Genomic DNA, 26,218 nt, shown 5'->3' with positions numbered 1-26,218 from the left:
ATGAGTAACAAGCCAGTTTATGTCACTCAACCTACTTTACCGTCGTTGGATGAGTTTACCCCTTATCTGCAGGAAATCTGGAATAGTAAAATATTAACAAATGGGGGAGGACTGCATAAAAAGTTGGAGTCTGCGCTAAGAGATTACCTGGGCGTTAACCATATCTCCTTATTTAATAATGGAACTATTGCGCTTATTACCGCCTTAAAGGCGCTGAATATCACAGGTGAAGTTATTACTACACCTTACTCTTTTATCGCTACTGCTCACTCATTATTATGGAACAATTTAACGCCTGTATTTGTAGATATTGATCCTGAAACTTTAAATCTTAATCCAGATAATATTGAAGCAGCTATTACTGAAAGAACAACAGCAATTTTACCGGTTCATTGCTATGGCTATGCCTGTGATGTGAAACAAATACGGGCAATAGCAAACAGATATGGATTAAAGATTATTTATGATGCAGCGCATGCCTTTGCTGTGGAAGATGAGGAAGGAAGCATCTTAAACCATGGTGATTTATCTGTTTTAAGTTTTCATGCTACCAAAGTGTTTAATACATTTGAAGGCGGAGCGATTGTTTGCCACGATGAAACCATGAAAAACAAAATTAATCGCCTGAAAAATTTTGGTATTGTCGATGAAACAACAATTACCGAAGTTGGAATTAACGGTAAAATGAGTGAGATTAATGCGGCTATGGGCTTGTTGCAGTTAAATCATATCCAGACAAGCCTGACTCGTCGCAGGCAGGTAGATGATTATTACCGTAAGCGTTTAAATGGTATTAAAGGTATTCGCTTAATGGACAATTCTCGGGAGAAGGTTGCTAATTATTCTTACTTTCCCATTCTTGTGAACAAGAATTACTCTTTATCTCGAGATGAGTTATATGAACAACTAAGACAAAATGGTATCTTTGCAAGACGATATTTCTATCCCTTGATCTCCAATTTTTCCATGTATAGTAATTTGCCTTCTGCTCGTAAAGAAAAGCTGATTGTGGCAAATGAAGTGTCCAGCACGATATTATGCCTACCAATATATGCTGATTTAAGTGTTATGGATCAAGAGCGTGTTATTGATATTATTCTCAAGGGGGGCATTTAAGTATGTGGTTAACATCTCGACAACTTGAGGAAATGGGTTTTTCTTCTATTGGAAAGAATGTTTTAGTCTCTGATAAAGCTTCTTTTTATAATTGCCCGAAAATAAAGCTTGGGAATAATATTCGTATAGATGATTTTTGCGTAATCTCGGCAGGCGAAGGCGGCATTGAAATTGGAAATCATGTCCATATCGCTGTGTATGCTTCATTAATTGGAGCAGGAAAGATAACCATTTCAGATTTTTGCGGTATTTCCTCAAAGGTTGCTATTTATTCAAGTAATGATGATTACAGCGGCGCATTTTTAACCGGACCTACTATTTCTTCTGAGTATACTAATGTACACCATGCAGATGTTTTTTTGGATAAACATGTGGTTATTGGAAGTGGAAGTGTGCTTTTGCCAGGAGTGGCCGTGGGTTTAGGGACTGCTGTTGGTGCGCTTAGCTTGGTGAGGCACTCTTGCAAGCCGTTTGGAATTTATGTAGGAAATCCTGCAAGATTTCTTAAAGAAAGACGCCAGGATCTTCTCAAACTCGAAGAGAGTTTTTTACGTGAAAAATCTGAGAGTTTAATCTAAGTGAAAGATCTGACTCTAAAAACAAACCTGGTTGCTTCTCTTGCCAGCCAAATCTATGTTTCTCTTGTCGGTGTAGCTATTCTCCCTTTTTATATCAATTATATGGGAGCAGAGGCTTACGGTTTAGTCGGTTTTTTTGCCATGCTGCAAGTTTGGTTTAACTTGCTTGACTTGGGATTAACCCCAACTGTTAGTCGGGAGACAGCACGATTTCGCGGGCAAGCCATTGATGCTTTAAATTATCGTCGCTTGTTCAGAGCGTTAAGTAATCTATTTTTTCTGGTTGCCTTTTTAGGCGGAGCAATACTTTTTTTAATCTCTGAGCATATTGCAAGCAATTGGTTGAAGGTGCAATCTTTATCACTTAAGGAAGTTCAGTTTGCCGTTCAAAATATGGCAATTTGTGCTGCCTTGCGTTGGATGAGTGGCTTGTATCGTGGGGTAATCACAGGTTTTGAGCAACTGGTTTGGTTGAGTACTTTTACTATCGTCATTACTACATTGCGCTTTGTTATGGTACTGCCTGTGATGTGGTATTTTGGAGCGACGCCAGGTATCTTTTTCACTTATCAAACGTTTGTTGCTTGTTTAGAATTTTTAATTTTTGGGTTGAAAACGCGCAGTTTGTTGCCTGGTGTTCATACTCCGGCGATTGGTTGGTCGGTGAAGCCGGTAAAGAATGTATTAAAATTTTCTTTGACCCTGGCGTTCACCTCGGCCGTTTGGATTTTCACTACCCAAATTGATAAATTGGTTCTATCAAAAATTCTCTTATTAAATGATTATGGTTACTTTACTTTAGGCGTATTGGTAGCGAGCAGCATTATTTTACTTACGGCTCCTGTTGGTACAATTCTTATGCCTCGTTTAGCTAAACTTGAAGCCGAGGGGGATTATCGGGGTGTTATTCATATTTACAGGCAAACCAGCAGGCTGGTTGCAATTTTAGCAGGCTCTGTTGCTGTTACCTTGGCTTTATGTGCGCGGCCATTACTGTGGGCATGGACTGGAGATAGTCAGCTTGTCGAGAAAGCTGCCCCCATATTAACTTTATACGCTATTGGAAATGGTATATTTACTTTAGCTGCTTTCCCCTATTACCTACAATATGCAAAAGGGGATTTGCGCCTGCATTTTCTAGGGCATTTATTGCTATTGTTATTTTTTATCCCCTTAATCATCTGTTTGACTGCTAACTATGGTGCAATAGGAGCAGGGTATGCCTGGCTATTAATTAACAGTGCTTATTTTATTGTTTGGGTGGCTCTTATTCATAAAAGATTTGAACCAGGTCTCCATAATAAATGGCTCTTTACTGATATTTTGGGGGCTGTGGTTATATTGGCTGTTATTAGCTTTGTTTATTGGTTAATCCGAGCACCTATATCGTCTCGAATATTAAGTTTAGGCTCCGTCTTATCATTTGGTTTAGTTGCCTTAGGCTTATCAAGCCTAACTATTCCTTCTGTATTAACCTCATTAAAAAAGAAATTGGGTAGGGGTGAATTATTAAATGCAAATTAACAATACCCATGAATTACAGGAAAATGTGCAAGTCTCCGTGTGTGTTATCACTTACCAGCAGGTACAATATATTAACGAGTGCCTTGAAAGCCTGGTTAATCAGCAGACAGATTTCAAGTTTGAAATAGTAATCCGTGATGATAATAGTACGGATGGTACTGCTGATGTAATATTGAAATTCAAGCAAAAATATCCAACATTGATAAAGCTACTGGATGGTTCTCAGAATTTGGGGATGAACAGTAATATCATTGAAGTTTTTCAAGCTGCTGCAGGAAATTATCTTGCTTTATGTGAAGGCGATGATTACTGGATTGACAATCACAAGCTTCAAAAGCAATTCGATGTGCTTGAATCCCATAAGGAAATTGATATGTGTTGTCATCCTGCCATGATAAAAGAAGGTGTGCAGATTAAACAAAATAAAACACTAGGCAATCATGGTAGCGAAACGAAAGTAATTTCTGTTAATGAAGTCATTAAAAATGGTGGAGATTTTATCGCTACACCTTCCATTATGATTAGGAAATCTGTTATTTCGTATCTTCCTGAGTGGTTTGTAACAGCACCTATTGGTGATTATTTTATTCAGGTGCATGGCGCGCGGAAAGGGGGATGTTTGTTCTTACCAGAACCCATGGCTGTTTATCGTAGAAATGCAACAAATTCCTGGTCAGCAAGTATGATAAATTTTCAGAAAAAAAGATTTTTTTTAGAAAAATATATTCGTTCTTTAGATGTATTTTCCCAAGAGTTGGATAACGCTTATCAAGAGGAATTTAATCATATAAAATCAAAAGCTTATTTCAGCTTGGCTCTTTGCTCTTTAATGTTAAATTTTAAGAAAGAGTTTAAAAAATACATTCAATTAAGTACAGAGCTGAGTGCTGAGTTTACTGGTTATCAGAAAATTATTTACCATTTAAGATTTTCTCCTCTTGCGATAAAGTGTTTATATGGTGTTGCTAAAAAATATCTCTCTTAAGAAGTATAAAATTATGGTTAGGGTTAGACTGTGAGAATAAAGTACAGTGCGATACAGATAGGCGGCTTTTTATTGCCAATTATGTGCTTTTTGGCCTTTGTTATTGCTTTTAGGCCCGAGAGTGTCGGTACTGATACCAGAAATTATATCTATTTTTATAATTCTATCTGTCAAGATTTTTTAATTCTTTCGTCGTTTGAGTATCTTTTCCAGGGAATATTATTATTTTTTTCTACTTTTTCAGCACCACCCGCGATAGTTTTTTGGTTCCTTGCCTTTGTTAATCTGACAATGGTAATTCTTTTAGCGTTAAAGTTATCAAGTTTTGTAAATAAAAAAATCGATTCCTATAGGTTATTTTTCATATTGAGCATCTTATTTTTAATATCTCCTTTCTTCTTTGCGATTATGGTTAATGTTATAAGGCAGGGTACCGCGACTTTAGCCTTATTTGTTTTTTGTATTGTTTTAGCGGCGCGCAAACCGTTATTTGCGTTGGTTCCTCTAAGTTTTCTTGCTCTTGGATTCCATAAAACTTCCCTTATCACTATTATTTTTTCGCCGTTAATCCTTTGCAATTACAGGGTGGTGTTTATCACAACTCTAATTTCTGCCTTGTTATATATTACTGGATTGACAACGCGTTTGATTTACTGGGTATCTCAACTAACGGGTATCAATTTATATCTTAAGATCACCGATTATGCGAACTCAGGGATTTATCATACTGGAGTACGTTATGATTTTGCATTATTTACCATTTTCATGGGACTTGGGTTTAAATTTCTATCAAGATATTTTTTAGCTATAGAAGATAGAACTACGTTTAAAGAGTTATTAAAAATTTATTGGGTATTGGTTTTGCCCTTTTTCTTTTTTGGGTTTGCCGCTTATTCTGATCGTTATCTTTTAGCTGGATGGTTATACCTTTCTGTTTTAGCTGCTGTATTTTCAGGATTGTTGATAGGTAAATACAGAGTTCCCGTTGGATGGGATTTTCTCATCTTTCTGTGTTCTACAATGTACTTTGGGATTAAAGTGCAAGGGTTAATTTAAGGCTGGGGTGCGATTAAAAGTGTGGTTTGGTAGCCAATTTAAAGAGGTTAATCATGGCTAAAAAAATTAAAAAAGCGCGTATTGCCAGAGTATCTACGGTACCACTCTTTATATTTACTTTACTTCGTACTCAAGTAGAAGCAATAGTAGATGCTGGGGCTGATGTGACGATTATTACAAGCCCTGATGACCTGCAAGAATCGATGGAGTCAATCGAAGATTGTCGATTTCTCACCTTAAATATTGATCGTGAGATTAGGCCTTTTTCTGATCTAATCTCTTTAGTTAAGTTAATTAAGCTCTTTCGTAAGGAGCAATTTGATATAGTACACTCAAATACACCCAAGGCTGGGCTACTTTGTGCAATTGCTGCCAAGCTAACTGGTGTTCCTATCAGGCTTCATAGCTTTACCGGTCAACCTTGGGTGACTATGAGTGGCATGAAAAGGTTGGTAGTCAAATTTTGTGATAAGTTGATTGCTTTACTTAATACATATTGTTATGCGGATAGCCCAAGCCAAAGTGATTTTCTTATTCAGCATAAAATCATTGACCGAAGAAAAATTTCAGTTCTTGGGAGTGGATCAATTGCAGGAGTTGATTTGGCAAGATTTGATAAATCTAATTTTTCCATACTTGAGAATAAAAATACTCGGATTTCCCTGGGAATTAAGGATGATGAATTAGTTTTACTTTTTTTAGGTAGAATCACAAAAGACAAAGGCATTTTTGAACTTATCGAATCATTCAGTCAATTGCTTAAAGAAAAACATAATATAGTACTTTTAATTGTGGGGCCTTTTGAGCAAGGTATTGAACAGGAGATCAGGGCGTATGCCAAGCATCTGGGAGATGAAAAGATTGTTTTCGCCGGGTTTTCTTCTCAACCTGAAAATTATATGGCGATTGCTGATATTTTATGTTTACCTAGTTATCGCGAGGGATTTGGCACAGTTGTTATTGAGGCTGCTGCAATGGAGTTACCAACAGTGGGAACAAGAATTTATGGGCTAACTGATGCAATTGTAGATGGTGAAACAGGCCTTTTGGTCGAACCGAAGGATGTATTGCAGTTAACAGAGGCTCTCAAAGCAATAATCCTCGATAATGAGTTGCGTCTTAAAATGGCAAAAAATGCCAGAGAAAGAGTTGTTAGAGAGTTTGATAGTAAGAAATTTGATATCTTGATTGTTAATGAGTATGAAAAACTATTGGAAAAATTAGGCTTTCAAGAAAAAAATAAGGCTAATGGATATAAGAGGTAGATAATGACTATTCTTGTACTTGGGGGAACGGGTTTTGTAGGTCGGGCGGTGGTAAATAGTCTTGTATCCAAACATAGATGCTTTGAAGTACTAACACGTCATCCTGAAAAATTAACTACCGATAAAATTCCGTTTATTGTAGGGGATTTGCTGGATTGGGAGAATTTGGATCTTTCCCCCTATAGCACAGTGATTAACTGTGCTGGCGAAATTCAGGATGAAACGTTGATGCGTACATTGCACGTGGATGCAACCCTGGGGCTTCTCTCCAAATTTAAATCATTGGCAGGCAGGCATTGGCTGCAATTAAGTAGCGTCGGTGTTTATGGGAAGCGACAGAATGGGAGGGTTTCAGAAACCACCGGATTTGCTCCCGTAGGGGAGTATGAGGTGACCAAAGCGGAAGGTGAATTGCTGGTTAAAGAATTTTGCCTGGCAAATAATATTCACTACACTATTATCCGCCCCTCGATTGTGTTTGGTATGGGGATGCCAAATCAATCCCTAGCCCAATTGATTAGCATTATCAAGCGGAATCTTTTTTTCTACGTAGGAAGAAAGGTAACTGATATCTCCATGAATTATGTTCATGTAAATGATGTAGCCGATTTGGTTGTACGTTGTATCGATAATGAAGTAGCGTACAATCAGGATTTTATTATTTCCGATCAGGTTTCTCTTCCCGAGTTTGTGGAGGTGATAAGGGGATCATTGGGGAAAAACGCCAGATCTGTTCGTACCCTGCCGGAGAAACCCTTAAGATTGATAGCAAAAGCAATGAAGATAATCCCTTCATTTCCAATAACTGAGCCTAGAATTGATGCTCTGACGTCAAGGACTGTTTATTCTACAGATAAGGCCAAAGAATTGCTTGGATTTATTCCCTCGGTAGGCTTAAAAAATGGATTAAAAGAGTATAGCGGCCAGTTCAAATAATTATGATTAATCATGAAGCTTAAGCAGAGCAAACGGATGATTACTCTTATACCCAAGATCTTCAAAATGCTATTTTTATATTATCCCTTTTTCTGTCCATCATTAAAAAATTGAATCGTCTAAAACTTAGTATCTTGGGTATAATGCGTTTGTCATCGTGTTACCAGGAGTTCAACTTCTAGCCAATACAGGGGCTTGCTGGCGTTTTGCACTTTCAACCCCGGGTTGGTCAAAGGTATTAATATCCCAAATAACACTTTGGGTATAAACCTTATGCTCGTAAAGTGCGATCAATTGACCAAGGGTAAATGGAGAACAGTCAGTTAAGCTGATATGACTTAGAGGGTTGTTCCCTGGAATGTAACCATTGGGATTTGTGAGCTCATTGACCCCACCTGTTAGTATGCGTTTTTTTCCTTCAAACATTTCGTGAATTAGTTCATTTTTGAAGGATTTTACGGTAATGAAATCGGAGGCAACCTTATGCGTGCCTTGGCAGAGCAGTTGATAATAACTGTGTTGTGCCTGATTTCCTAAGCCTCCCCAGACTATTGGTCCGGTCGCATAATTAACTGCCCGCCCTTTCTTATCGATAGATTTTCCATTGCTTTCCATGTCAAGCTGCTGGATGTAGGGTACAAAGTACTCGAGTTGCTGCAGGTATACAAGAATAAGTAAATTATGGATATGGAGGAAATTATTATTCCAAATCCCCATCAGTGCTGACAGCACTGGCAGATTACTTTCAAAGCTGGCTTCCTGGAAATGCTTGTCCATACTGTTGGCACCAGCCAGTATTTGGGAAAACTGCTCAAAGCCTATGGCAATTGCGGTAATTAAGCTGATTGCCGAGCAAAGAGAGTAGCGGCCTCCTACCCAATCCCATATAGGCAGAACATTGGTGAAGCCGGATTCTTTGGCTTTGTTTACATTTGCAGTAATCGCAATGAAATGTTTGTCAATGTGTTGAGGCTTGCCAAGCCAATCGAGCGCTTTTTTGGCATTATATAGGGTTTCTTTGGTAGTAAATGATTTTGATGAAACGATAAAAAGTGTGGTTTCCGGCCTGAGATTATGTACAGCATTTGAGAAGGCATTAGGGTCAACATCTGAAACGAAATGGTAGCTGAGATAATCGGCTGACGAGGAGGATAAGGCATTGATGCAGAAGCGGGGACCCAGATCGGAGCCACCGATACCTATATTTACGATATCCTTGATTGGCTCACCTGAAAACCCCAGCCATTGGCTGGCTCTCACTTGTTCGGAGATGACTCTGATTTTTTCTCTGGCGGCCAGAATGTCAGGAATTATATCCTGTTTATTTACAACGAGTGGCTTATTGTCCAGTGTTCGCAGGGCGGTATGCAGGGCAGGTCTTGCTTCGCTGGAATTGACTATTTCACCCTGCATCAAGGCTTTAATTTTCTCTTGAAGCCCACATTCAGCGGCCAATGCCAGAAGCAACTCCAGGGTGGTTCCATTGACCCGCTGATGGCTAAAATCAATGTGGATACCTTGAGTCCCAACGTTGAATAATTTATTTCTCGACTCTGAGCTTCTTAATTCATTAATGGTAGCCAAACGCAGGGACTGTCCATGTTTTTCTAATTCAATCCAGGAATTGTATTCGGTAAGTTGCTTCATGCTGATTAATGATTGGTTTTTCCATAAAATACCATTAATACGCTTTTCAATAAACTAAATTTTACTTTATGGGTGCGATTAAAACTGCGGTTTTTCCTTGAAAGCTTGGGTAGAGCGCCAGCGAATTCCAGGATCTGGGCTTGATAATAAACTCATGCCCCGGATTTTTCTGGCGCTTCACCCAGGCACAATTACCACCAAACACAGTTTTAATCGCATAATCAGAGCTTTTCTGGCCACTCGACTTGACGATAAGAAAGATGAGTCCATATAAGACTCTTGACAGCACAAGAGCGTGCAGACTTACAAAAGCGCCATAAAAAAAGAGCACGATGGGCGTATTCGAGATCGTATAAATGCGGTATTGGCATACGATGACGGTTACACGGCACGAATTCTTTTTACTGGATGATGAAACGATTCGGCGGCATATCAAGATTTACTTTTCCAAAAACACAGTTAAACAGAACATGACGGTAGTCAAAGTTACTTAACGGCTCATGAATCAGTAGAACTTAAAGCGCACCTTCGCCAGCTAACTTTTCTTTATGTAAAAGATATCCAATAGAGCGTTTACGGAAAATTATGCATAAAAATGTCACCTATAACCGCAATTACCCAAAATTTTCTGATTTCACAGAAGCCAGACTGGGGTTCTTCAATAATTTTGATGTTTTTTTGGACGTCATTAAGTGTCGAATTAATGACAATTTTCAACGTCTGTAATTTGCATGGTTCGCGTCTTCAAGCGGGATGGGTATATTTTACCTTGAGCAAGCTTATATCAACCTTAAGAGCCAAAGTTGAGTATTTTTTACCAAATTGATTGCAAAATACAGGCGTTAAGATGAAAAAAAATTTAAACCTTTTATCAAATTGGCGTATTCTTAATATTTTGTTAAGAAACCTTGTGTAAACTTACAATCGAACACATAAAAATGTTTATTATTTAATCATATTGTAGTCACCGAGAGCACCATGGAAGCTTCTATGGAATAGATGGTGGCTGCCATCTATAAGGGAGAATTAGTCATGTTAATTTTGACTCGGCGAATTGGTGAAACATTGATCATTGGCGATGATGTCAATATCACTGTCTTAGGCGTAAAAGGAAATCAAGTGCGTTTAGGTATTAATGCGCCCAAAGATGTTTCTGTTCATCGTGAAGAAATTTATTTGCGTATTCAGCAAGAAAAGGAATCAACAGATACTGAAGAAGCTGTGTAACAGAATTCATTGCAGTCTTCCAGTCCCGGGTCAACGGAGTGATAATCCCGGGACAAACTATTGTTTTTTTATCTCATTAATGATGTATCCCCTGAAGATAAAAAGGTTATTGTTCCCCGGTTGTCTTTAAGTGCTAATTGACCTGATTCGTTTATGCCACAAGCCTTCCCACTAATAGTACCTGTCAGTTGTGATGCAGTAATAAATTTGTCATATAAATAATCAACTTCCCGCCACTCAGGCATAAATACGCTAAAGCCGCTCTGTAAAAACCGATCCAGGTATTGATCTAATTGATAAATTAAATTGGCTATTAACTGATTGCGGTCATGATGCTTGCCAGTGACTTCATATAAAGAACACCAGGGTTTATCCGGTAACGGATGCTTCAGGGTATTGGTATTAACGTTCAAGCCGATACCGATGATAATTTGAGCACAGCCATTGGTTTCCGCGAGCACGTCAATGAGGATGCCGCATAATTTTTTATCACCCCATAACAAATCATTAGGCCACTTTAATTTTATCTGTTGTTGGATACCGCTTTCTTTCAAACTTGCCAGAATGGCTAAACCGGTTACCAGACTTAAACCGGATAAGTTAGAGAGACAGCAGTTTAATTCCCAGCGGCCAGAAAAATAAATATTTTCGCCGAAAGGGGAAACCCAGCTGCGCCCAAGGCGGCCGCGACCATGGGTTTGCATTTCTGCGCAGCAAATCTCTAAAGATTCACTATGAGGTAATTCTTTAAGATAGCGGTTTGTGGAGTCAATTGTAGTAAATAAATTAAAATTTAATGCCTTTTTAAACTGTTTGTTAGCCAAATGTTGGCGAATTGCTATTTCATCAAGCATTACTACAGGAGCTTCCAGCTGATAACCTTGATGAGGTATACGTTGAATGACAACTCCTAATTCAGTGAGTTGTTTCACATGCTTCCATACGGCTGTACGGGAAACACCCAGGGACTCACCAATGGAACTGCCGCTGTGACATTGTCCATCAGCAAGTTGATGAAGTAACGCTAATTGAAAAGGGCTAAGTTGATTCATAAGTAATAAAACAATTCGAAACTGCAGGGTATTGGAAACCGTAATTTTAACAGTTATTGTGAATATACCCAATGTACTTCAAAATGCGGTTTTTCCTTGAAAAATGTAGCCTGGATGGAGCGCCAGCGAAATCCGGGATCGGAGCTTGATAATAAATTCATGCTCCCGGATTTCGCTGGCGCTCCATCCGGGCTACGATTTAATACTTGGTTTTAGGCATGTTGATTATTTACTGTGTCTTTTTCGCGCGCCGAAGTGTCAGGGCAAGGAAAATATAACTCCAGCCATCGACTATGATTTCAATTGCGACAAATAAGCCGATCACCCATAAGCCGCTCAAAGGCCATTTCATCAGAATCATGGTGCCCAGGGCGATAGCGACAAGTCCGGCTAAAAACAACCAGACCCAGCCTGATGACTTTCTCATTATAAAAGCCATGAATAATCGGCTAATCCCGATGATGATCAATACCGTAGCCAGCATGGCGGTAATCAGCATTGAGGCCATAAAAGGATCGTAAATGATAAGGACACCACCGACGATATAGAGCATCGCCGTAAAGGCGTGCCAGGCCACCGCTTTCCAGTGTCTGCTTTTTACCACATCGACAATTTGTGAGACGCCGGCAATAATTAACAGGACGCCAAGAAAAAGCATGCTTACCAGGGTCAGACCAACCACCATCCCCAAACCAATGCTGCCAAGAATAACAAATAAAATCCCCAGAGCGAGTAACCAACCCCAGCTACGTCGTAATTCCTGTGGCTGGGTTTCCAGGGTTCTGGCGTTTGACATAAAATATCCTTATTTAGTTAGTCCCCCATCAATCATAGCAAAAATCATCAAACTTGTACTATGGGTATCTAGTACCGTTTCCATTTAGTTTTGACAGGTTGTTTGTCATTCCCGCAAAGGCGGGAATCCATTTTTAAGGCGCTCCGTGCTATATCCTGCATGGATCCCCGCCTTCGCGGGGATGACAAGAAACAGAACAATTTGCACAAGACAACCTGTCAAAACTAAATGGAAATAGTGCTAGTTGATTTATCTGCCATTGGATAATGCTTTACTTAAATCCCGGCTATGTGTTAAAGCCAACAACGCTGGCGAGACGGTTTACTAAAGAAGTGCTCTTTGGTTGAGGATTGTGGAGATTATGAATATCTTTGATGGGAGTCGCAGCTTCAATTTTATCTCTTAACCATCTTTGTTTATCCCAATGATAGTAATTAAGAGCGTCAAATCCTAATGCATTTAATTTCGGTAGAGCTTGATGTTGTAATTTGTCTTTTTCCTTTTCAAAACATTCACTGCAACGAAGAATATAAAAGGGGTTTTCAGGAACAGTCTCCATCGCTTTTTTAAAATTAGAGCCATAGTTGTGGTTCAAACCAAAAAACATCGCTATGTCGTCTAACAAGAAATAGGCTTTACCTAGTATTTGTTTCAATTCTGGTTCAGAGGTCCCGTTAAGTTGCTCCACAATTTGTTGAAGGTAGGCCATAATTGAGGCAAGATTTTTAATATTATCTTTCTTATGTTTACTAAAATCTTGAGGAAATCTGTGAACGATATCAGTAGGTGAAATCTGATAAGCCAGGTAATCTACCCGCCTCACTCTGGCTTTCGCCAGGGCAAGTTGATGCTTCTTTTTTTCCTGTGATGCTAGGGGAGAGCATTGCTCAAGCAATGTAATTGCCTTTGTAATAATATCAATTTGGCAGTTAGGTGCATCAGGGTTTTGGCTAATATCAGAGTCGATTAGTAATTCAGCATAGAAGCGTTTCTGAGTGTAGAACTGTTCTTTTCTATTAGGGTCTATTTGCATTGCTTTATTTTTTGCTTCCACGCTCTTCAGAGCAAAGGAAATCGCATGCTCCCAGTTGCCTTGGCGTTTTTCTCGTACAGCGGCGTCAGCGTGACTATTCCCTAGCCGTTCAAAATGGTTTGCCAAGAGCCCAAGATCCTTTGTATTGAATTGGAGAAGCTGTTTTCTATTGCTATGGGCCTTCTCGAGTTGTTGTTCAAGCAACTTATAAGCGTTGTCAAAGTCCTTCTTATCGACTAATAGTCGAAAAGCCTGCCTTGGAAATTGATCATTAAGGGTAGTAAATTGAGATACAAAGCGAATTGTCTCTATATCATCAGGTTTTGTTTTGAAATAGTGGGATGCCAGGACAGTGGCTAACTCGGAGTCTTTCGTTATCAGCTGTTCAATGTGTTCTCTAGGAATATCAGTTAAATAACCCAATGCGGCTTCTTTATTAGTATCTACATTAGTATCTACTAATGACTCAATTAATGGCCATGCTTGCTTAAATTTTTTCTGTTGAAAATAGTAGCGGATAAATAGCTCCGGTTTTTTTGAACTAATACTGGGGGCGAAAGAAATCGCCCTTTCAAGCAATCCCGGTGATTTCTTGGTTAACAACGCTCTATTCCACTTGTTTTTTACCTGTGAACCGATTGAATCTTCCTCTTTAATTACTTCATCCACTATTTTTGCTGCTGCAGCACGAGCATATTGGCTATCAGCAAAATGAACATAGTGTTTTTTCTCTTCACCAGTCTCCAGGTGATTTACTGTATCGTTAATAAGTTGTTGCCTTTGTGGATCCAGCTTTGGGATTTCTTCCCAAAACCCTATTCTTTCCCAGGCAGAGCCAAAAATGTAGAACTTGGTAACTTGTACCTGATTTAAACTCACTGAAAACTGTTTTGAATGTTCTACATAAAAACCAATCAGCTTTTCTTGAATTTTTTCGGTAGTTTTATCATTTTTTGGCCCCTGAAACAGAGTTATATCTTCTTCTGTCAATCCATGATGTTGTAAGTTGCCTAGTTCATCTCGTTGATAATTATTCAGGTAGCCATAATAGGCAAATTTATACAGCCCCAATGCTACTTTTTGTCGCTGGCAATGATTATTAAATCCCAGCCAGCCTTTAAAGGATTGGAAAGCATAGCTTAAAAAACCCACAGGTTTCAGGTCATAACCATCAGTATAAAGGTATTTGGCCCTGCTAAGGCGCTTTAATTCTTCAGAATATTGTGTTTGGTCATGAAGGAAAATGAAAACGTCAGGGTAATAACCAAAGGTTTCTTTTTCCTTTTTGATCTTTTTACTCGTTTTGATTTGTTTTAATAGAAGTTCATTAAGACTGCGCATTAATCACCATAGAATTAAAAACAATTTAAACAACAACTTGTGAAGAAATAGAAGCGCTGTTTCAAAGCAGAACGAATTGTAGCATAACTATCTATTAAAAGTAGTGTTAAATTTTGTCACTATGTCGTCAAATCTCTCGTGAAGTTTTACTTAATTAAGATCACGGGATCAACAGGAACATAGTATATTTTTTGAATGGCATCGGTATGGCAAAGGGCTGCACTGCAGGCAACTCGGGGCATAAATGATGTAATTCGCCATTGTTTGCGATGGAGCGTATCGTCAACGAGATCATGAGTTGGCGGTACCACGGGCACGTCAAATTGCCGGGTAGGGTAGGAAAGCCCAAGTCCACAGGCTTTTATGAGCGCTTCTTTCTGTGCCCAAACATGAAAAAAAGCCAGGGGTTTTAAATACTTTGGTAAATTTGAAAAGGTGTCTGTTTCATTCGAGGAAAAAGAGTGGCTGGCAATACCTGCATAGGGTCTGGAGGAAAAAAATTCAATATCTACCCCAAGTGGAGACTCCTGACCAATGGCCAGTAATGCTATATCCCCTGAGTGACTCAAATTAAATTCCAGGCCAACGGGGTTTTCAATCCGAGGTTTGCCATGCTTGCTGTAAGTAAATGCTAATGAAGCTGCATCAAGTTGAAGATAACGGGCTAAAATGACGCGCAGCATTGCCCGGGCAACAATAAACCGCCGCTGATGGTGAGGAAAATAGAAACGCCTGGCACGATTGAGTTCATCTTCGCTCAGCAGTAACTTAGCTCCAGAAGGCAAAATTTCAAGAGAAAATTCCCAAATATCAATACGGTTAGGCTGTAGCTGACAGTTATCAGGTGATAGGTATTGAAATGACATGCCAAATTTCTCTGCTGAAAACAATATGAGTTTAGAAATTGCCTGCTCTAAATATACGGGGTGCGATTAAACTGTGATTTTCTTGTAGCGCGGATGGAGCGCTACCATTAATTTCCACCAACCGCCGTTTTAATCGCAGCCAAGTATACAGGAATGGTAGCGTCATAAAGCAGTTAAAGGTATCATAACGTATGAAATAAAATTCGCCAAATGAGTAACCAATGAGCCGACAATTTTTGGATTTTGAACAACCTATTGAAGAACTGAATCAAAAAATTCAAGCCCTGCGCATGGTAGGCAATGACAATGAAGTCAATCTAAGTGAGGAAATTGCACGCCTTGAAGCGAAGTGCGAAGAATTAACTGAAAATATTTTCTCTAATCTGGAGCCTTGGCAAATAGCGCAAATGTCACGGCACCCTTTACGGCCGCAGACCACAGATTATATAGAGCATATTTTTACCGATTTTCAGGAGTTGCATGGTGACAGGCATTATTCTTCTGCTCCTGCCATTATTGGCGGGCTGGCTCGCCTGGAAGGGGAACCAGTGGTAGTGTTGGGACATCAGAAGGGTAAGCGAACTAAAGAGAAAGTTTATCGAAATTTCGGCATGGCCCGTCCTGAAGAATACCGTAAAGCGCTGCGATTGATGAAGTTAGCCGAGAAATTTAAACTGCCGGTGTTTACCTTTATTGACACCGCTGGTGCTTACCCGGGGATTGGTGCAGAAGAACGAAATCAATCAGAAGCGATAGCCAGGAATTTACTGGAAATGGCAAAGCTTAAAACGCCGGTGATTTGTACCGTGACAGGGGAAGCGGGTTCTGGAGGTGCGCTTGCAATTGGCGTAGGGGACAGGGTGCTTATGCTGCAATATGGCATTTATTCTGTTATTTCTCCCGAAGGTTGTGCATCAATCCTTTGGAAGGATGCCGGGAAAGCCAGTGAAGCAGCACGGGCTATGGGAATTACAGCCGATAGAATTATTGAATCAGGTTTGATTGATGCTGTTATCCCTGAGCCTTTAGGCGGTGCTCATCGTAATGTCACAGAGATGACTTCACGATTAAAGGAAACATTGATTGAGGAGTTGCGTATACTAAAAACGGTTCCTATTAGTGAACTTTTGCAACAACGTTATGAGAAATTCATGGCAATGGGGGCTTGTGACTAAGTCACTCTTAACAGCTGATAACTTAAAGCAACTGCAAGGATGCCAACGCCTGTTGGTTGGTTACAGCGGCGGCCTGGACTCTACTGTTTTGCTGCATGCAATTGCATTAATACCGGAATATGCGAGCAAACTCATTGCGGTCCATATTAATCATGGCCTCAGCCCCAATGCTTATGACTGGCAGAACCATTGCCGTTTGTTCTGCAGTCAACTAAAAACCCCTTTAATTGTAAAAAAAATTGACTTTAAGCGAGAAGCCAATATCGAAGAAGCAGCGAGAAAGGCCAGGTATGAGGTTTTCGCTCAATTAATAGAAAAGAATGACGGTCTTGTTTTGGCTCATCATCTTAATGATCAGGCTGAAACGTTACTCTTACACCTTTGTCGAGGTACCGGGGTTGATGGCCTGGCTGCAATGACTCCAGTCAAAGCATTTGCTCAAGGGAAATTGTTAAGGCCACTTTTGCAGATCTCCCGTACTCAGCTGGAGGCCTACGCTCATTTACATCAGTTGCAGTGGATTGATGATGAGAGTAATCAGGACATTGGTTTTTCCAGGAACTATATCAGGCACCAGGTGATGCCGTTGTTGAGCGCGCGTTGGCCTGAGCTGGAAAATAAGTTAGCCCGCACGAGCCTGCATTGTCAGCAAGCACAGGCTAATTTAAATGACTTAGCCCTGATGGATTGCCCCTATCTTAAAAAAAAATCCTTACAGCTTCCTATTGCTCACTTAATTCAATTAAGTGAAGCACGAATTACGAATGTCTTGCGATTCTGGCTTAAATCTAACCAGGTTCGGATGCCGGATACAGCCACTTTCTATCGCCTTATTAGTGAAATGATCCAGGCTAAGGAAGATACTAGCCCACAAGTGAGCTGGGATGGTGTCTGTGTGAGGCGTTATCAAAAGACTCTATTCCTGCTGAAAGAAAAGCCAGCACCGCTTGCATCGCTAATTAAGTGGTCAATGTTTCCTGATACATTAATAATAAAAAACCTGGGTATTTTGCAGGTGAAAACCAGTAATGAAGGATTGGCGGTTCCTGACAATGCCTCTATTGAAGTAAGTTTCCGTCGTGGGGGGGAGGCGTTTTATTGGCATGGTCAAACCAAGCAGCTAAAGAAATTATTTCAGGAATGGCAGATTCCGCCCTGGTTACGCGATAGGATTCCTTTAGTTTACATCAATAACCAATTAGCCTGCATCGTTGGTTATGCCATTTCTGATTTGTTTTATCAATCGACGGGTGAGAATCTCTATCATCTCAATCTTGAATGTTAACTTCTAGTTAACATTAGTTAACGATTACCTCTGTTTATCAAAATAAAATTAACAATTAAAATTCATGGTAAATAATCAATTTATTCAATAAAGGCGGGTGCAATTAAAACTGCGGCAGGTGGAGCGCCAGCGATCCAGGGTCGGAGCTTGATAACAAGCTCATACCCCCGGATTCCGCTGGCGCTCCATCCGAGCAACTTTCAAGGAAAAACCATAGTTTTAATCGCACCCAATAGAAGAATAGAGGAGAGGTAAGATGGTTGGAAATTTAAAAATTGCCTGGCTGCTTAGCTATATTTCAATTGCTTCATTTTCCGCTGCCATAATTACTCCAGGATTGCCCGAAATTAAACTGCAATTTGGTTTATCCAGTGGTGAGTCAGAGTGGTTGGTGTCGGCTTTTCTAATAGGCTATGTAATTGGCCAATTGATCTATGGTCCCTTGGCGAATCGCTGGGGGAGAGTATTTGCTCTACGTACGGGTTTATCGATGAACCTGGCAGGGATCCTGATTTGCTTTTGGGCTTTGTCTGAGGTGAATTTTTGGCTGCTTGTTGTTGGTCGTTTAATAAGCGCTCTGGGGGCTGCGAGCGGTTTAGCATGCACTTATATGTTAATTAATGAATGGTTGCATGAATATCAACGAAAAACAGCAATGGCCTATAGTATCTTGTCATTTACTTTCGGTATTGGCATCGCTGTAACACTCGGAGGAGTCATCACGGAGTATTGGCAGTGGTCTGGCTGCTTTCTGGTCTTGTTAATTCATGGGATCATAATGCTTATGGGAACGCGGGTATTTACGGAGACATTGATCCAACCGCAACCAATTAGCCTGTTAACTATTGCCAGGGGCTATCAGCGAGCGCTTTCATCCGCAACGTTGATTGCTTTTGCTTTGGTTGTCGGTTTCTGTTCGGCTATGGGGTATTGCTTTTCTGCTGCAGGGCCTCAAATAGCAAATGAATTGCTGCATTTATCAGCTGCAGATTATGGCTATTGGAATCTGCTTAATATGATTGGCATGTTAGTGGGTGGTTTATGGGCAAAAGTACTGCTTAATCATATAAGGGCAATACAAGTGATAATAATTGGTTTACTTGGCAGTGCTCTGGGAATACTTAGTCTTGCAATCATGTGCTACCAAGGCTTCTCCTCGGCTGCCTGGTTTTTTTATAGCACCCTGGCTTTTTATTTATTTGGTGGTTTATTGTTTGCTGGTGGCTCCCTAATCGCTTCAAATGCTATCGCAGATAAAGCCAGTGGCTCAGCAATGATGAGTTTTATCAACATGTCCAGTGCTACTCTGGCAGTTATTTTTATGGGTTATCTGAATGGAAATGCATTGGAAGCTTATGTGAAGATACTGACAGACATGTGGGTTTTTGTTGTTCTTTTACTGTTAGTTCACTATCTGGTTTCCTTCAACTCATCGGTTAATAGAGTAAAAGAGAGTTAGATTGAAGTTATTTGAACAGAAAGGGGTTTGAAAGGATTAACAGACGAGTCTCATTTGTAAGCATGGACTCGTCTCCCTTATTGCTAATGTGGGATCGATTTGGAAAATCCCCCTCATTAGTGAAGTTTTTGCCGATGCTGACTGTTGCCAATAAGCCATTGTGGATTTATTTCCAACTCTTCAGCGATGTCGTCTACAATTTTTGAATCAGTTAGCAAACCGTTTAACAAGGCTTCAGCCTTGAATTTCGGTAATTTAAACAGCTTTGCAACGATTTTAACCCGTTCAGCGCTTGGAGACGGGACTCCAATAACATCAAGTTCTTTATTAAGGCGCTCAGAGAGTTGTCGGTTAGCCATAACAATTTCTCCCAAAAATTCCTCGAATCTATTTAGTAATATAGTCAAATTATTTTCAAATGCTCAATTAATAGCGATTTATTTTTATTATTCCAATTAGGGTTTGTTGACAAGTGGAACCAGAGCCTACGTTCCGCGCTTCATGCGCGGAATCTAATCTCAAACCTTGTCAAGAGGATAGTTTAGTTTCGTGTGGTTTACGCATAAAGCGCAGGAAGTGAGTATTTTCGAAAATTATCTTGCCATAGCTTTGGCATCGCTTCCTATAGTTTTTTTGCACTGACTTTGGAGGTTAACCATTTTCGAGGTGGATTCAGCTTCCCGGCCTAAAACACCTCCAAGATTCGAGCCAAAGCTGTATAAAATACCCTGTTGGTCTAAACATAATGAGTGATTGCCGCCTGCTGAAATATCAATGATTTTATCTTCGGATATTTTGATAAGTGTTGGCGTTGCCTCGAATTCAGACGCTTCATTCAGGTCTAATTGCTTCAATCTATTCGAACCGAAACCATAGAGTTGTCCATCAGTAGTTAGGCATAACGAGTGGCTTTCTCCAGTTGCTATTTTTTTTATCTTTTGTAGTCCTTCAATTGGAGTGGGGAGGCTAAGTCTTTGATAGTTAGAAAAACCTAATTGCCCTTTGGAATTAGATCCACAGCTATAAACCTTACCTGCCTCATTGAGGAATAATGTGTGACTAGCGCCGCAGCTAATGCTGGTAATTGGTTCTTTAAAACAGGTCATTAACTCTGGTGTATATATTTTCTCTGTTTTTCCCATGCCTAATTGACCAGCCTGATTTGCGCCAAAAGCATAAACGTTGCCATCTTGCGTAAGGCAAAAGGAGTGGTTTCCAGCAGCGAAAATATTCTTGATTTCCACCTCTTTGAGCGCTTCAATGACTTGTGGTGATTCACAAGAGTCAATGGAATCACCCAAACCTAACTGCCCCTCAGTATTTCCCCCCCAACTATAAACAATCCCACCTTCAATCAGGACAAGCGCATGGTTTTTGCCAAGGGTGATTTTAAGGATTTTCTTGCCCGCCAGTTCCTTTATCGGTTCCCAGGTTGTTTGAGTTGTCTCCTCTTTTTTAAAACTGGCTCCGTTTATGTAAAGGCCTGTCTTTGTTAAAAATAACGTTCTTGATGGGCTGCTTGCAATCATTCTGATTTGTGGTTTACTTATTAAATTGTATTGGGAGCAGCTGCTTAATCGCTTGGGATTTAGTATCAAATTGTCCTTTTCATCTAGATGAGCGGGGTTTGTCCCCCAGATATACCAGCCATAGCGTGGAGAGAAGTAAAAACTGGACTGCTCTGTGGCGATAATTTGTGCTGGGAAAAATTGACGATAAAGTGAATGTCGACATTCTGCATAATATGATCTGGTATGGTTTTGGGCGTTTGGCGTTCCTTCGTGATTTTCGGCATTATAGGCTTTGAACTCTTCCAAAATCAAAACCTCAAACAAGTTAATTGTGGTTTGATAATCAAGGTAACGACTTGCCAGATGAATAAAGACTGCAAATGGTAAATCCAGGAGACTGATTGATTCTTGCATAGGTGTTTTATCCATATCAACTAGAGCAAAAATTGTGACAATTGCTACAGGGTTATTTAAAAGAACAAACTGTTCGGCAATCTAGACTCCTGACCCCTAAAAGTGCAAGCAGGGTCTCAATTTTTGCAAAACAGGGTTAATTATAACACAATTTAATTTTAATATGCCCAATAATGTAAATTTGGCAACAGGGCTGTCGCATTACGTTTTTTAGTAAAATTTGGTAATATTTTATACGCACATTCAGTCAAAATGTCGTTGTCAGCGTCAGAAAAGCATTCTATATGCTTCACTTTTCTTACTTTTCATGGATTTCTGAATTATCGGAAACAGGAAAAGCTTCATATTTTAAGGTTTAGGCTTGAAGGAACTCCTGGTTTGATTGTGACGCTCGGATGGTTCTGGCATAAAAAACTGACTTTTAAAATTCGTAGATAATTTTGAGCCAGTTTTCTTTTGCAAATCATCAAGTGTTTCCCTTATTTGAGATAGGTTCAATTTTTCTTTTTCGAGTTTGCCAATGGCTTGATTCAAGCTTTTCTTATGATCCAGTGAAACACCCATTTGATTACGGTAATTTTTTAAATGATAAATGACTTCCTGAGTCAATGAGTTGAGATTAATGGGGGTTTCTTTTACTTGATGATTAGTGACAGACACAAAGCTGTAACTGTTGAGTGGATGGCCTGATTGCTGACTGTCGCGAGCAGGGAGTGCTGAGACAATATCAGGAACCGAATTGGAACCGTAAAATAACTCTTCCCTGACAAGAATACCCTGATCCTCAAATTCTTTCTTAATATAGATTGAGTCGTTTAAATCAATTGTTATAGCTTCATGAGGGGAAATTAAGATAACCTCTTCATACTGTTTCAGCGCTTCTCTGGTAGTGCTCTTATCTAAGGGTGATAATTTCTTATAGTCGTCGAGATTAACGACAGCCGTGTTAATAAGCGATTCTTTTACTGTGAAAGCTTTTCTCTTATTAGAAAAGAATTGCTTGACAACATCCATGCTCGGTCTTTCCTCAGGGTTATCGGAAGTCATTTTTTTAAGCATGGTCAGTACTTCTTTACGAAGTGTTGGATTTTTAATTGCCTGATTATTGGTAAATTGCTCGCTATTGACATCCACAATCTGCAAATATTCTTCTATTTTCTCTGCTTCCCGCTGGTATTTTGATTCAGTTAAACCCAAGTGATCTGCCATGAGGATTCCAGCCGTGTAGACGTCGAAGGCCGGTGTATGGATAAAGTCGGCAGCTTTTACATAATCACTTTCATGATGATACATTGCCGCATACAAATCTTTTCTCATCTCTAGAGGGGCATAGAGTGGGGAACCGCGCAAACTTATAATGTCTTCAGAATCTGCTTCGCTTCCGCTGCTGGGGCGCAGGCCTTTTTTCCCCGCTGGAATAATGGCCGCAGTGCCATAGTCTATAATAGTTGCTCTCTTATTGGCAGCATCGTAGAGGATATTCTCAGGCTTCAGATCGAAGTGAATAATATTTTTTTTGTGTAAGTTGAGAATGGCATCGCTAATGGCCCCCAGTTTTTCTACAGTACCCAAATCAGAGGTAGTCGCTTGGGGTGGTTTTGACAGCGGGATTCCTGAGGCTAGTTTCATAATCATCACATTCACACCGGCACCGTATTTCCTCAGGTTCTTTTCCGATGTGAATTGTAATTGTCCCCCGGCTTCATGCAATTTCTCAAGCATGTGGTATTCTTTCTTTTGAAGACCGGGATGTTGATTCTTTGCTAAATATTTAATAGCCCAGAAGTTTCCTTCTTCATCCTGGGCGATTTTCACTTTGCCAAAGGCGCCTGCACCTAAGCTTTTACCCTTTTTTTCACCCAAATAAACGGTCAACAGCTTAAATTCGCCTTGATGCTCAACGACCAGGGTGTCAAATTGGCTGTCAATATCCTTTGATTGTAAGTATCGTTTACGTAATTTTGGATTCGTAGGTGCCAGTTGATCCTTAAGATTTTTTATCGTCTGTTGTTCCTTGCTAATTCTGGTTTCAAGGATTGCAAATTTTTCTTCCAGTTTCTGTTTGGCTAATGCACCGATTTCTTCAGTCGGTTTTTCTAATAATGCTGTTTTTTCCTTGGTATTCTCGTCATTTGAGAGGATGATTGTTACTAATTTTTCTTTTAAGCTTATCTGGCTATTACGGTAACTATTGATGAGCCGTTCTTTTTCTTCAAGGTACTTTTGAGGTTTATCAGCGAGTTGGCTGAGTTGATTTTTAAATTTATTAAGCCTTTTTTGAGTGGAGGCCAATTCTGTTTTTACTAATTCCTCTGTTTCGTCATTTTCTATATCATAATCTTGAGATTGAATTTTTTTCTCAAGAAGAATGATGTAATTTTCCTGTTTTTGGATAGTGTTGATTAACTCTTGTCGTTCTTCCTCATCATTTTCATCAGAGAGTTGGTTTATATCTTCTTCAAGGTTTTCTATTGATGTAACAGTGCTGTCAATTTCATTTAAGTGAGTCTGTTTTAAATTAAGCTCATCATTTAAGTTATCTACAATCCGTTCGCTTTGACTTAATGCTTGTTTCATCGCTGCAAAAATTTCAGGCGCCGCTTTAATCTTTTCTCCTTCAGAAACCAGTGATCTTATCTTTTGAGTTTGCTCGGTTGGAACCAGAAATCCGTATTGGTCCAAATGGGAGGGATCGATCTTACCAGGGAGGTAGGGTTTCCTAGTGGATTTTAAAGTGAATGGCTTTGGCACAACAAGTCTCACGACATACAGTATCGCTTAAGTATAGGTAATTAATCTTATGGTTTCCTTAAGAAAACTTATATAGGAAAAGTACATTTTTTTTCTTTAATAAATAAACCTGAAGTAATAGCTATTTTGAGGCAACGACTTCCTGCTTTTGCTACTCCTCGGTAACGTTTTTCATTGAGACAGGACAATTGGGATAATGATTATCGTGAAAAATTCATAATTAAACGGCTGGAGCAGGGAAATAATCATCCACCCAGAAGTCTTTTTGTTGAAACATTACACGCATATTATCTTCTTTAGAAAAAAAACCAACCTCTTCTATACTGGTTTGACATAACCAAGTGGTTAATTCGGAGGGTTTGCTTTTATAAAAAGCGTTTGGTGTAAATAAGGCAATATTTTTACCCTTATTCTTATCCCTTGCAGAAATGTATCGAAAAACTTCTACTCCATCTCTTCGCATATCAGAACCTAATTGCTGTGTGTCTGCATAAGATTTGGGAGATGTTAAAATGGACTCATATTTTGAAAAAGGAATCTCATCCAAAAACACTGCGTGGTGCAGAATAGACGATGGTTAAATTGATGAAAATTTATTAAAGTTGCTATTTTGGGATATCCCAATTCAGGTAGAGGCGTTCTCATTGGAAAACCAGTATTAATGGAGTAAGCAGTAGATTTAGCACTCTGGATGATTGACAGCCAGTCCTCCCATGGAGGTTTCCTTATAAATACTTTGCATGTCTTTACCGGTATCTTTCATGGTTCTGATAACCTTGTCCAGTGAAATCTGGTGTTGGCCATCACCTATTAAAGCCATACGTGAAGCATTCACAGCCTTGACCGCCCCCATTGCATTACGCTCAATACAAGGTATCTGCACTAATCCCATTACTGGATCACAAGTCATCCCAAGATGGTGTTCCATAGCGATTTCTGCGGCATTTTCAATTTGTTCAATAGTGCCGCCTAAAACAGCCGTGAGTCCTGCTGCGGCCATAGAAGAGGCAACGCCTACCTCACCCTGGCATCCTACTTCGGCTCCTGAAATAGAGGCACCTTCTTTATAGAGAATGCCGATGGCGGCGGCAGTCAGGAAGTAGGTATAAATATCTTCCTTACTCCAGCGGTCATGAGCTTCCTGGCAATATCTAAGCACAGCAGGGATAATTCCTGCTGCTCCATTGGTTGGGGCTGTTACAATTCGCCCGCCGGCAGCATTTTCCTCATTGACAGCCATTGCATAGAGATTGAGTTTGTTCATAATGTCTGATTGTTCAAAAATGCTGGGAATCCCTTTTTGTTCGACAAGTTTTTTATAAAGATCCGGTGCGCGACGTTTAAGATTTAAGCCACCCGGTAAATTTCCAGGATGTTTGCAGCCGTTTTCAATGCAATCTTCCATTACTTTGGCAATAGACAAGATACCTTCATCAATGGTTTCCTTGCTACGCCAGGTAAGTTCATTAGCCATCATCAGTTCAGCAATAGTCATATTGTTTTCCCGACAGGCTTTTAAAAGCTGACGGGCTGTAGCAAAGGGGTAGGGAGAGGGCTGGATTGTTGCGGAAGGTTTATCAAAATCTTCTTCTGTAGTGATAAATCCACCGCCTATCGAGTAATAAACCTGTGTAACTAATAACTTATTATCTTTATCATAGGCAGTGAGGCGCATACCATTGCTATGTTTGGGCAAAAGTTCTTTTTGTAAAAACAAAAAGTCAGAGTTTTCATTAAAAGGAATGTTTTTTTGTTCTGCCAGGTGAAGCGTATTAGTGGAAATAATTTCTTCCATACGTGGCACCATGCTTTCAGGAATTACTGTTTCCGGTGATTTTCCTTCCAGGCCATTTAAAATTGCCTTATCCGTGCCATGGCCTTTACCGGTTAATGCGAGTGATCCATAAAGCTCAATTTTGACACGTTCTGTTGGATTTAAATGCTCTTGTTTGATTAATAAATCCAGAAAAGCGTTGGCTGCGAGCATAGGGCCTACTGTATGGGAACTTGAAGGGCCAATGCCTATGGAAAACAAATCAAACAAGCTGATACTCATGTTAAAAACCCACTGGTTTAAATAATGCCAAGTGTAGAAGGAAATCTTTATACAAACAATATAAAAAAATCTCTTATACTAAAAGATTAGCTAAAAATCTATTTTCCACAAAGCGTGACTGGTAATTTACTTGAAATTTAGGCAG

General features: G+C 39.7%; 21 protein-coding genes. 11 read left to right on the top strand and 10 right to left on the bottom strand.

Going from position 1 to position 26,218, the window contains the following annotated elements:
- From E1O65_RS02560 to E1O65_RS02530, 7 genes are all read left to right on the top strand, one after another.
- Complete coding sequence (locus E1O65_RS02560) at window positions 1-1,116, top strand: DegT/DnrJ/EryC1/StrS family aminotransferase (RefSeq protein ID WP_133132033.1); 1,116 nt, start codon at window positions 1-3, stop codon at window positions 1,114-1,116.
- Window positions 1,117-1,118: 2 nt separating this feature from the next.
- Window positions 1,119-1,694, top strand: coding sequence for an acyltransferase (locus E1O65_RS02555; protein WP_133132032.1), 576 nt, complete (start codon window positions 1,119-1,121; stop codon window positions 1,692-1,694).
- On the top strand, window positions 1,695-3,218 hold the full coding sequence (locus tag E1O65_RS02550) for an oligosaccharide flippase family protein (protein WP_133132031.1): 1,524 nt from the start codon (window positions 1,695-1,697) through the stop codon (window positions 3,216-3,218).
- Window positions 3,208-4,203, top strand: a complete 996-nt coding sequence (locus E1O65_RS02545) for a glycosyltransferase (RefSeq protein ID WP_133132030.1) — start codon at window positions 3,208-3,210, stop codon at window positions 4,201-4,203. The genes E1O65_RS02550 and E1O65_RS02545 overlap by 11 nt, the downstream gene beginning before the upstream one ends.
- Window positions 4,204-4,293: 90 nt before the next feature.
- Window positions 4,294-5,259, top strand: coding sequence for an EpsG family protein (locus tag E1O65_RS02540; protein ID WP_165474881.1), 966 nt, complete (start codon window positions 4,294-4,296; stop codon window positions 5,257-5,259).
- A gap of 53 nt (window positions 5,260-5,312) precedes the next feature.
- Window positions 5,313-6,524: a glycosyltransferase family 4 protein gene (locus tag E1O65_RS02535; protein WP_133132028.1), complete on the top strand. Its 1,212-nt coding sequence runs from the start codon at window positions 5,313-5,315 to the stop codon at window positions 6,522-6,524.
- A 3-nt stretch (window positions 6,525-6,527) separates the two neighbouring features.
- Window positions 6,528-7,460, top strand: coding sequence for an NAD-dependent epimerase/dehydratase family protein (locus E1O65_RS02530; RefSeq protein ID WP_133132027.1), 933 nt, complete (start codon window positions 6,528-6,530; stop codon window positions 7,458-7,460).
- Window positions 7,461-7,631: 171 nt separating this feature from the next.
- On the opposite strand, the gene pgi is transcribed toward E1O65_RS02530, so the two are convergent.
- Window positions 7,632-9,107, bottom strand: a complete 1,476-nt coding sequence (pgi, locus tag E1O65_RS02525; RefSeq protein ID WP_133132026.1) for a glucose-6-phosphate isomerase — start codon at window positions 9,105-9,107, stop codon at window positions 7,632-7,634.
- Between the two features lie 1,032 nt (window positions 9,108-10,139).
- Here pgi and csrA point away from each other — a divergent pair.
- Window positions 10,140-10,334 (top strand): carbon storage regulator CsrA, encoded by a 195-nt coding sequence (gene csrA, locus E1O65_RS02520; protein ID WP_058469756.1) that lies wholly within the window; start codon window positions 10,140-10,142, stop codon window positions 10,332-10,334.
- A gap of 68 nt (window positions 10,335-10,402) precedes the next feature.
- Here the strand turns inward: csrA and E1O65_RS02515 are convergent, their stop codons facing one another.
- The 4 genes from E1O65_RS02515 to E1O65_RS02500 form a co-directional block, all read right to left on the bottom strand.
- Window positions 10,403-11,386 (bottom strand): biotin--[acetyl-CoA-carboxylase] ligase, encoded by a 984-nt coding sequence (locus tag E1O65_RS02515; protein WP_133132025.1) that lies wholly within the window; start codon window positions 11,384-11,386, stop codon window positions 10,403-10,405.
- Window positions 11,387-11,615: 229 nt separating this feature from the next.
- Window positions 11,616-12,182, bottom strand: a complete 567-nt coding sequence (locus E1O65_RS02510) for an HdeD family acid-resistance protein (protein WP_133132024.1) — start codon at window positions 12,180-12,182, stop codon at window positions 11,616-11,618.
- A gap of 286 nt (window positions 12,183-12,468) precedes the next feature.
- On the bottom strand, window positions 12,469-14,556 hold the full coding sequence (locus tag E1O65_RS02505) for a hypothetical protein (protein WP_133132023.1): 2,088 nt from the start codon (window positions 14,554-14,556) through the stop codon (window positions 12,469-12,471).
- A gap of 146 nt (window positions 14,557-14,702) precedes the next feature.
- Window positions 14,703-15,422: a 4'-phosphopantetheinyl transferase superfamily protein gene (locus E1O65_RS02500; RefSeq protein WP_133132022.1), complete on the bottom strand. Its 720-nt coding sequence runs from the start codon at window positions 15,420-15,422 to the stop codon at window positions 14,703-14,705.
- Window positions 15,423-15,643: 221 nt separating this feature from the next.
- On the opposite strand from E1O65_RS02500, the gene E1O65_RS02495 reads away from it, so the two are divergent.
- The 3 genes from E1O65_RS02495 to E1O65_RS02485 all read left to right on the top strand — a co-directional run bounded on the left by E1O65_RS02495 (window position 15,644) and on the right by E1O65_RS02485 (window position 19,341).
- The gene (locus E1O65_RS02495; RefSeq protein ID WP_133132021.1) at window positions 15,644-16,597 is read left to right on the top strand and encodes an acetyl-CoA carboxylase carboxyltransferase subunit alpha; all 954 of its coding nucleotides are present in this window, start codon (window positions 15,644-15,646) and stop codon (window positions 16,595-16,597) included.
- Complete coding sequence (tilS, locus tag E1O65_RS02490) at window positions 16,590-17,882, top strand: tRNA lysidine(34) synthetase TilS (RefSeq protein WP_207384217.1); 1,293 nt, start codon at window positions 16,590-16,592, stop codon at window positions 17,880-17,882. Before E1O65_RS02495 ends, tilS begins: the two co-directional genes overlap by 8 nt.
- A 256-nt stretch (window positions 17,883-18,138) precedes the next feature.
- Entirely contained in the window at window positions 18,139-19,341 is a 1,203-nt protein-coding gene (locus tag E1O65_RS02485; RefSeq protein ID WP_133132019.1) for an MFS transporter, read from the top strand.
- 116 nt (window positions 19,342-19,457) lie between these two features.
- Here E1O65_RS02485 and E1O65_RS02480 read toward each other — a convergent pair whose 3' ends face one another.
- The 5 genes from E1O65_RS02480 to E1O65_RS02460 form a co-directional block, all read right to left on the bottom strand.
- A complete protein-coding gene (locus tag E1O65_RS02480) occupies window positions 19,458-19,700 on the bottom strand; it encodes a hypothetical protein (protein ID WP_133132018.1) in 243 nt (80 codons plus the stop codon).
- Between the two features lie 234 nt (window positions 19,701-19,934).
- Entirely contained in the window at window positions 19,935-21,266 is a 1,332-nt protein-coding gene (locus tag E1O65_RS02475; RefSeq protein WP_165474880.1) for a hypothetical protein, read from the bottom strand.
- A gap of 348 nt (window positions 21,267-21,614) precedes the next feature.
- A complete protein-coding gene (locus tag E1O65_RS02470) occupies window positions 21,615-24,017 on the bottom strand; it encodes a serine/threonine-protein kinase (protein WP_133132016.1) in 2,403 nt (800 codons plus the stop codon).
- A 220-nt stretch (window positions 24,018-24,237) separates the two neighbouring features.
- Window positions 24,238-24,564 carry an RES domain-containing protein gene (locus E1O65_RS02465; RefSeq protein ID WP_165474879.1) on the bottom strand — a complete coding sequence of 109 codons (327 nt, stop codon included), beginning with the start codon at window positions 24,562-24,564 and terminating at the stop codon, window positions 24,238-24,240.
- Between the two features lie 132 nt (window positions 24,565-24,696).
- Complete coding sequence (locus E1O65_RS02460; protein WP_133132014.1) at window positions 24,697-26,073, bottom strand: L-serine ammonia-lyase; 1,377 nt, start codon at window positions 26,071-26,073, stop codon at window positions 24,697-24,699.
- Window positions 26,074-26,218 lie beyond the last annotated feature (145 nt).

Source organism: Legionella sp. W10-070 (assembly GCF_900640175.1).
GTDB lineage: Bacteria > Pseudomonadota > Gammaproteobacteria > Legionellales > Legionellaceae > Tatlockia.
This window is presented reverse-complemented; position numbering and strand designations above follow the sequence as displayed.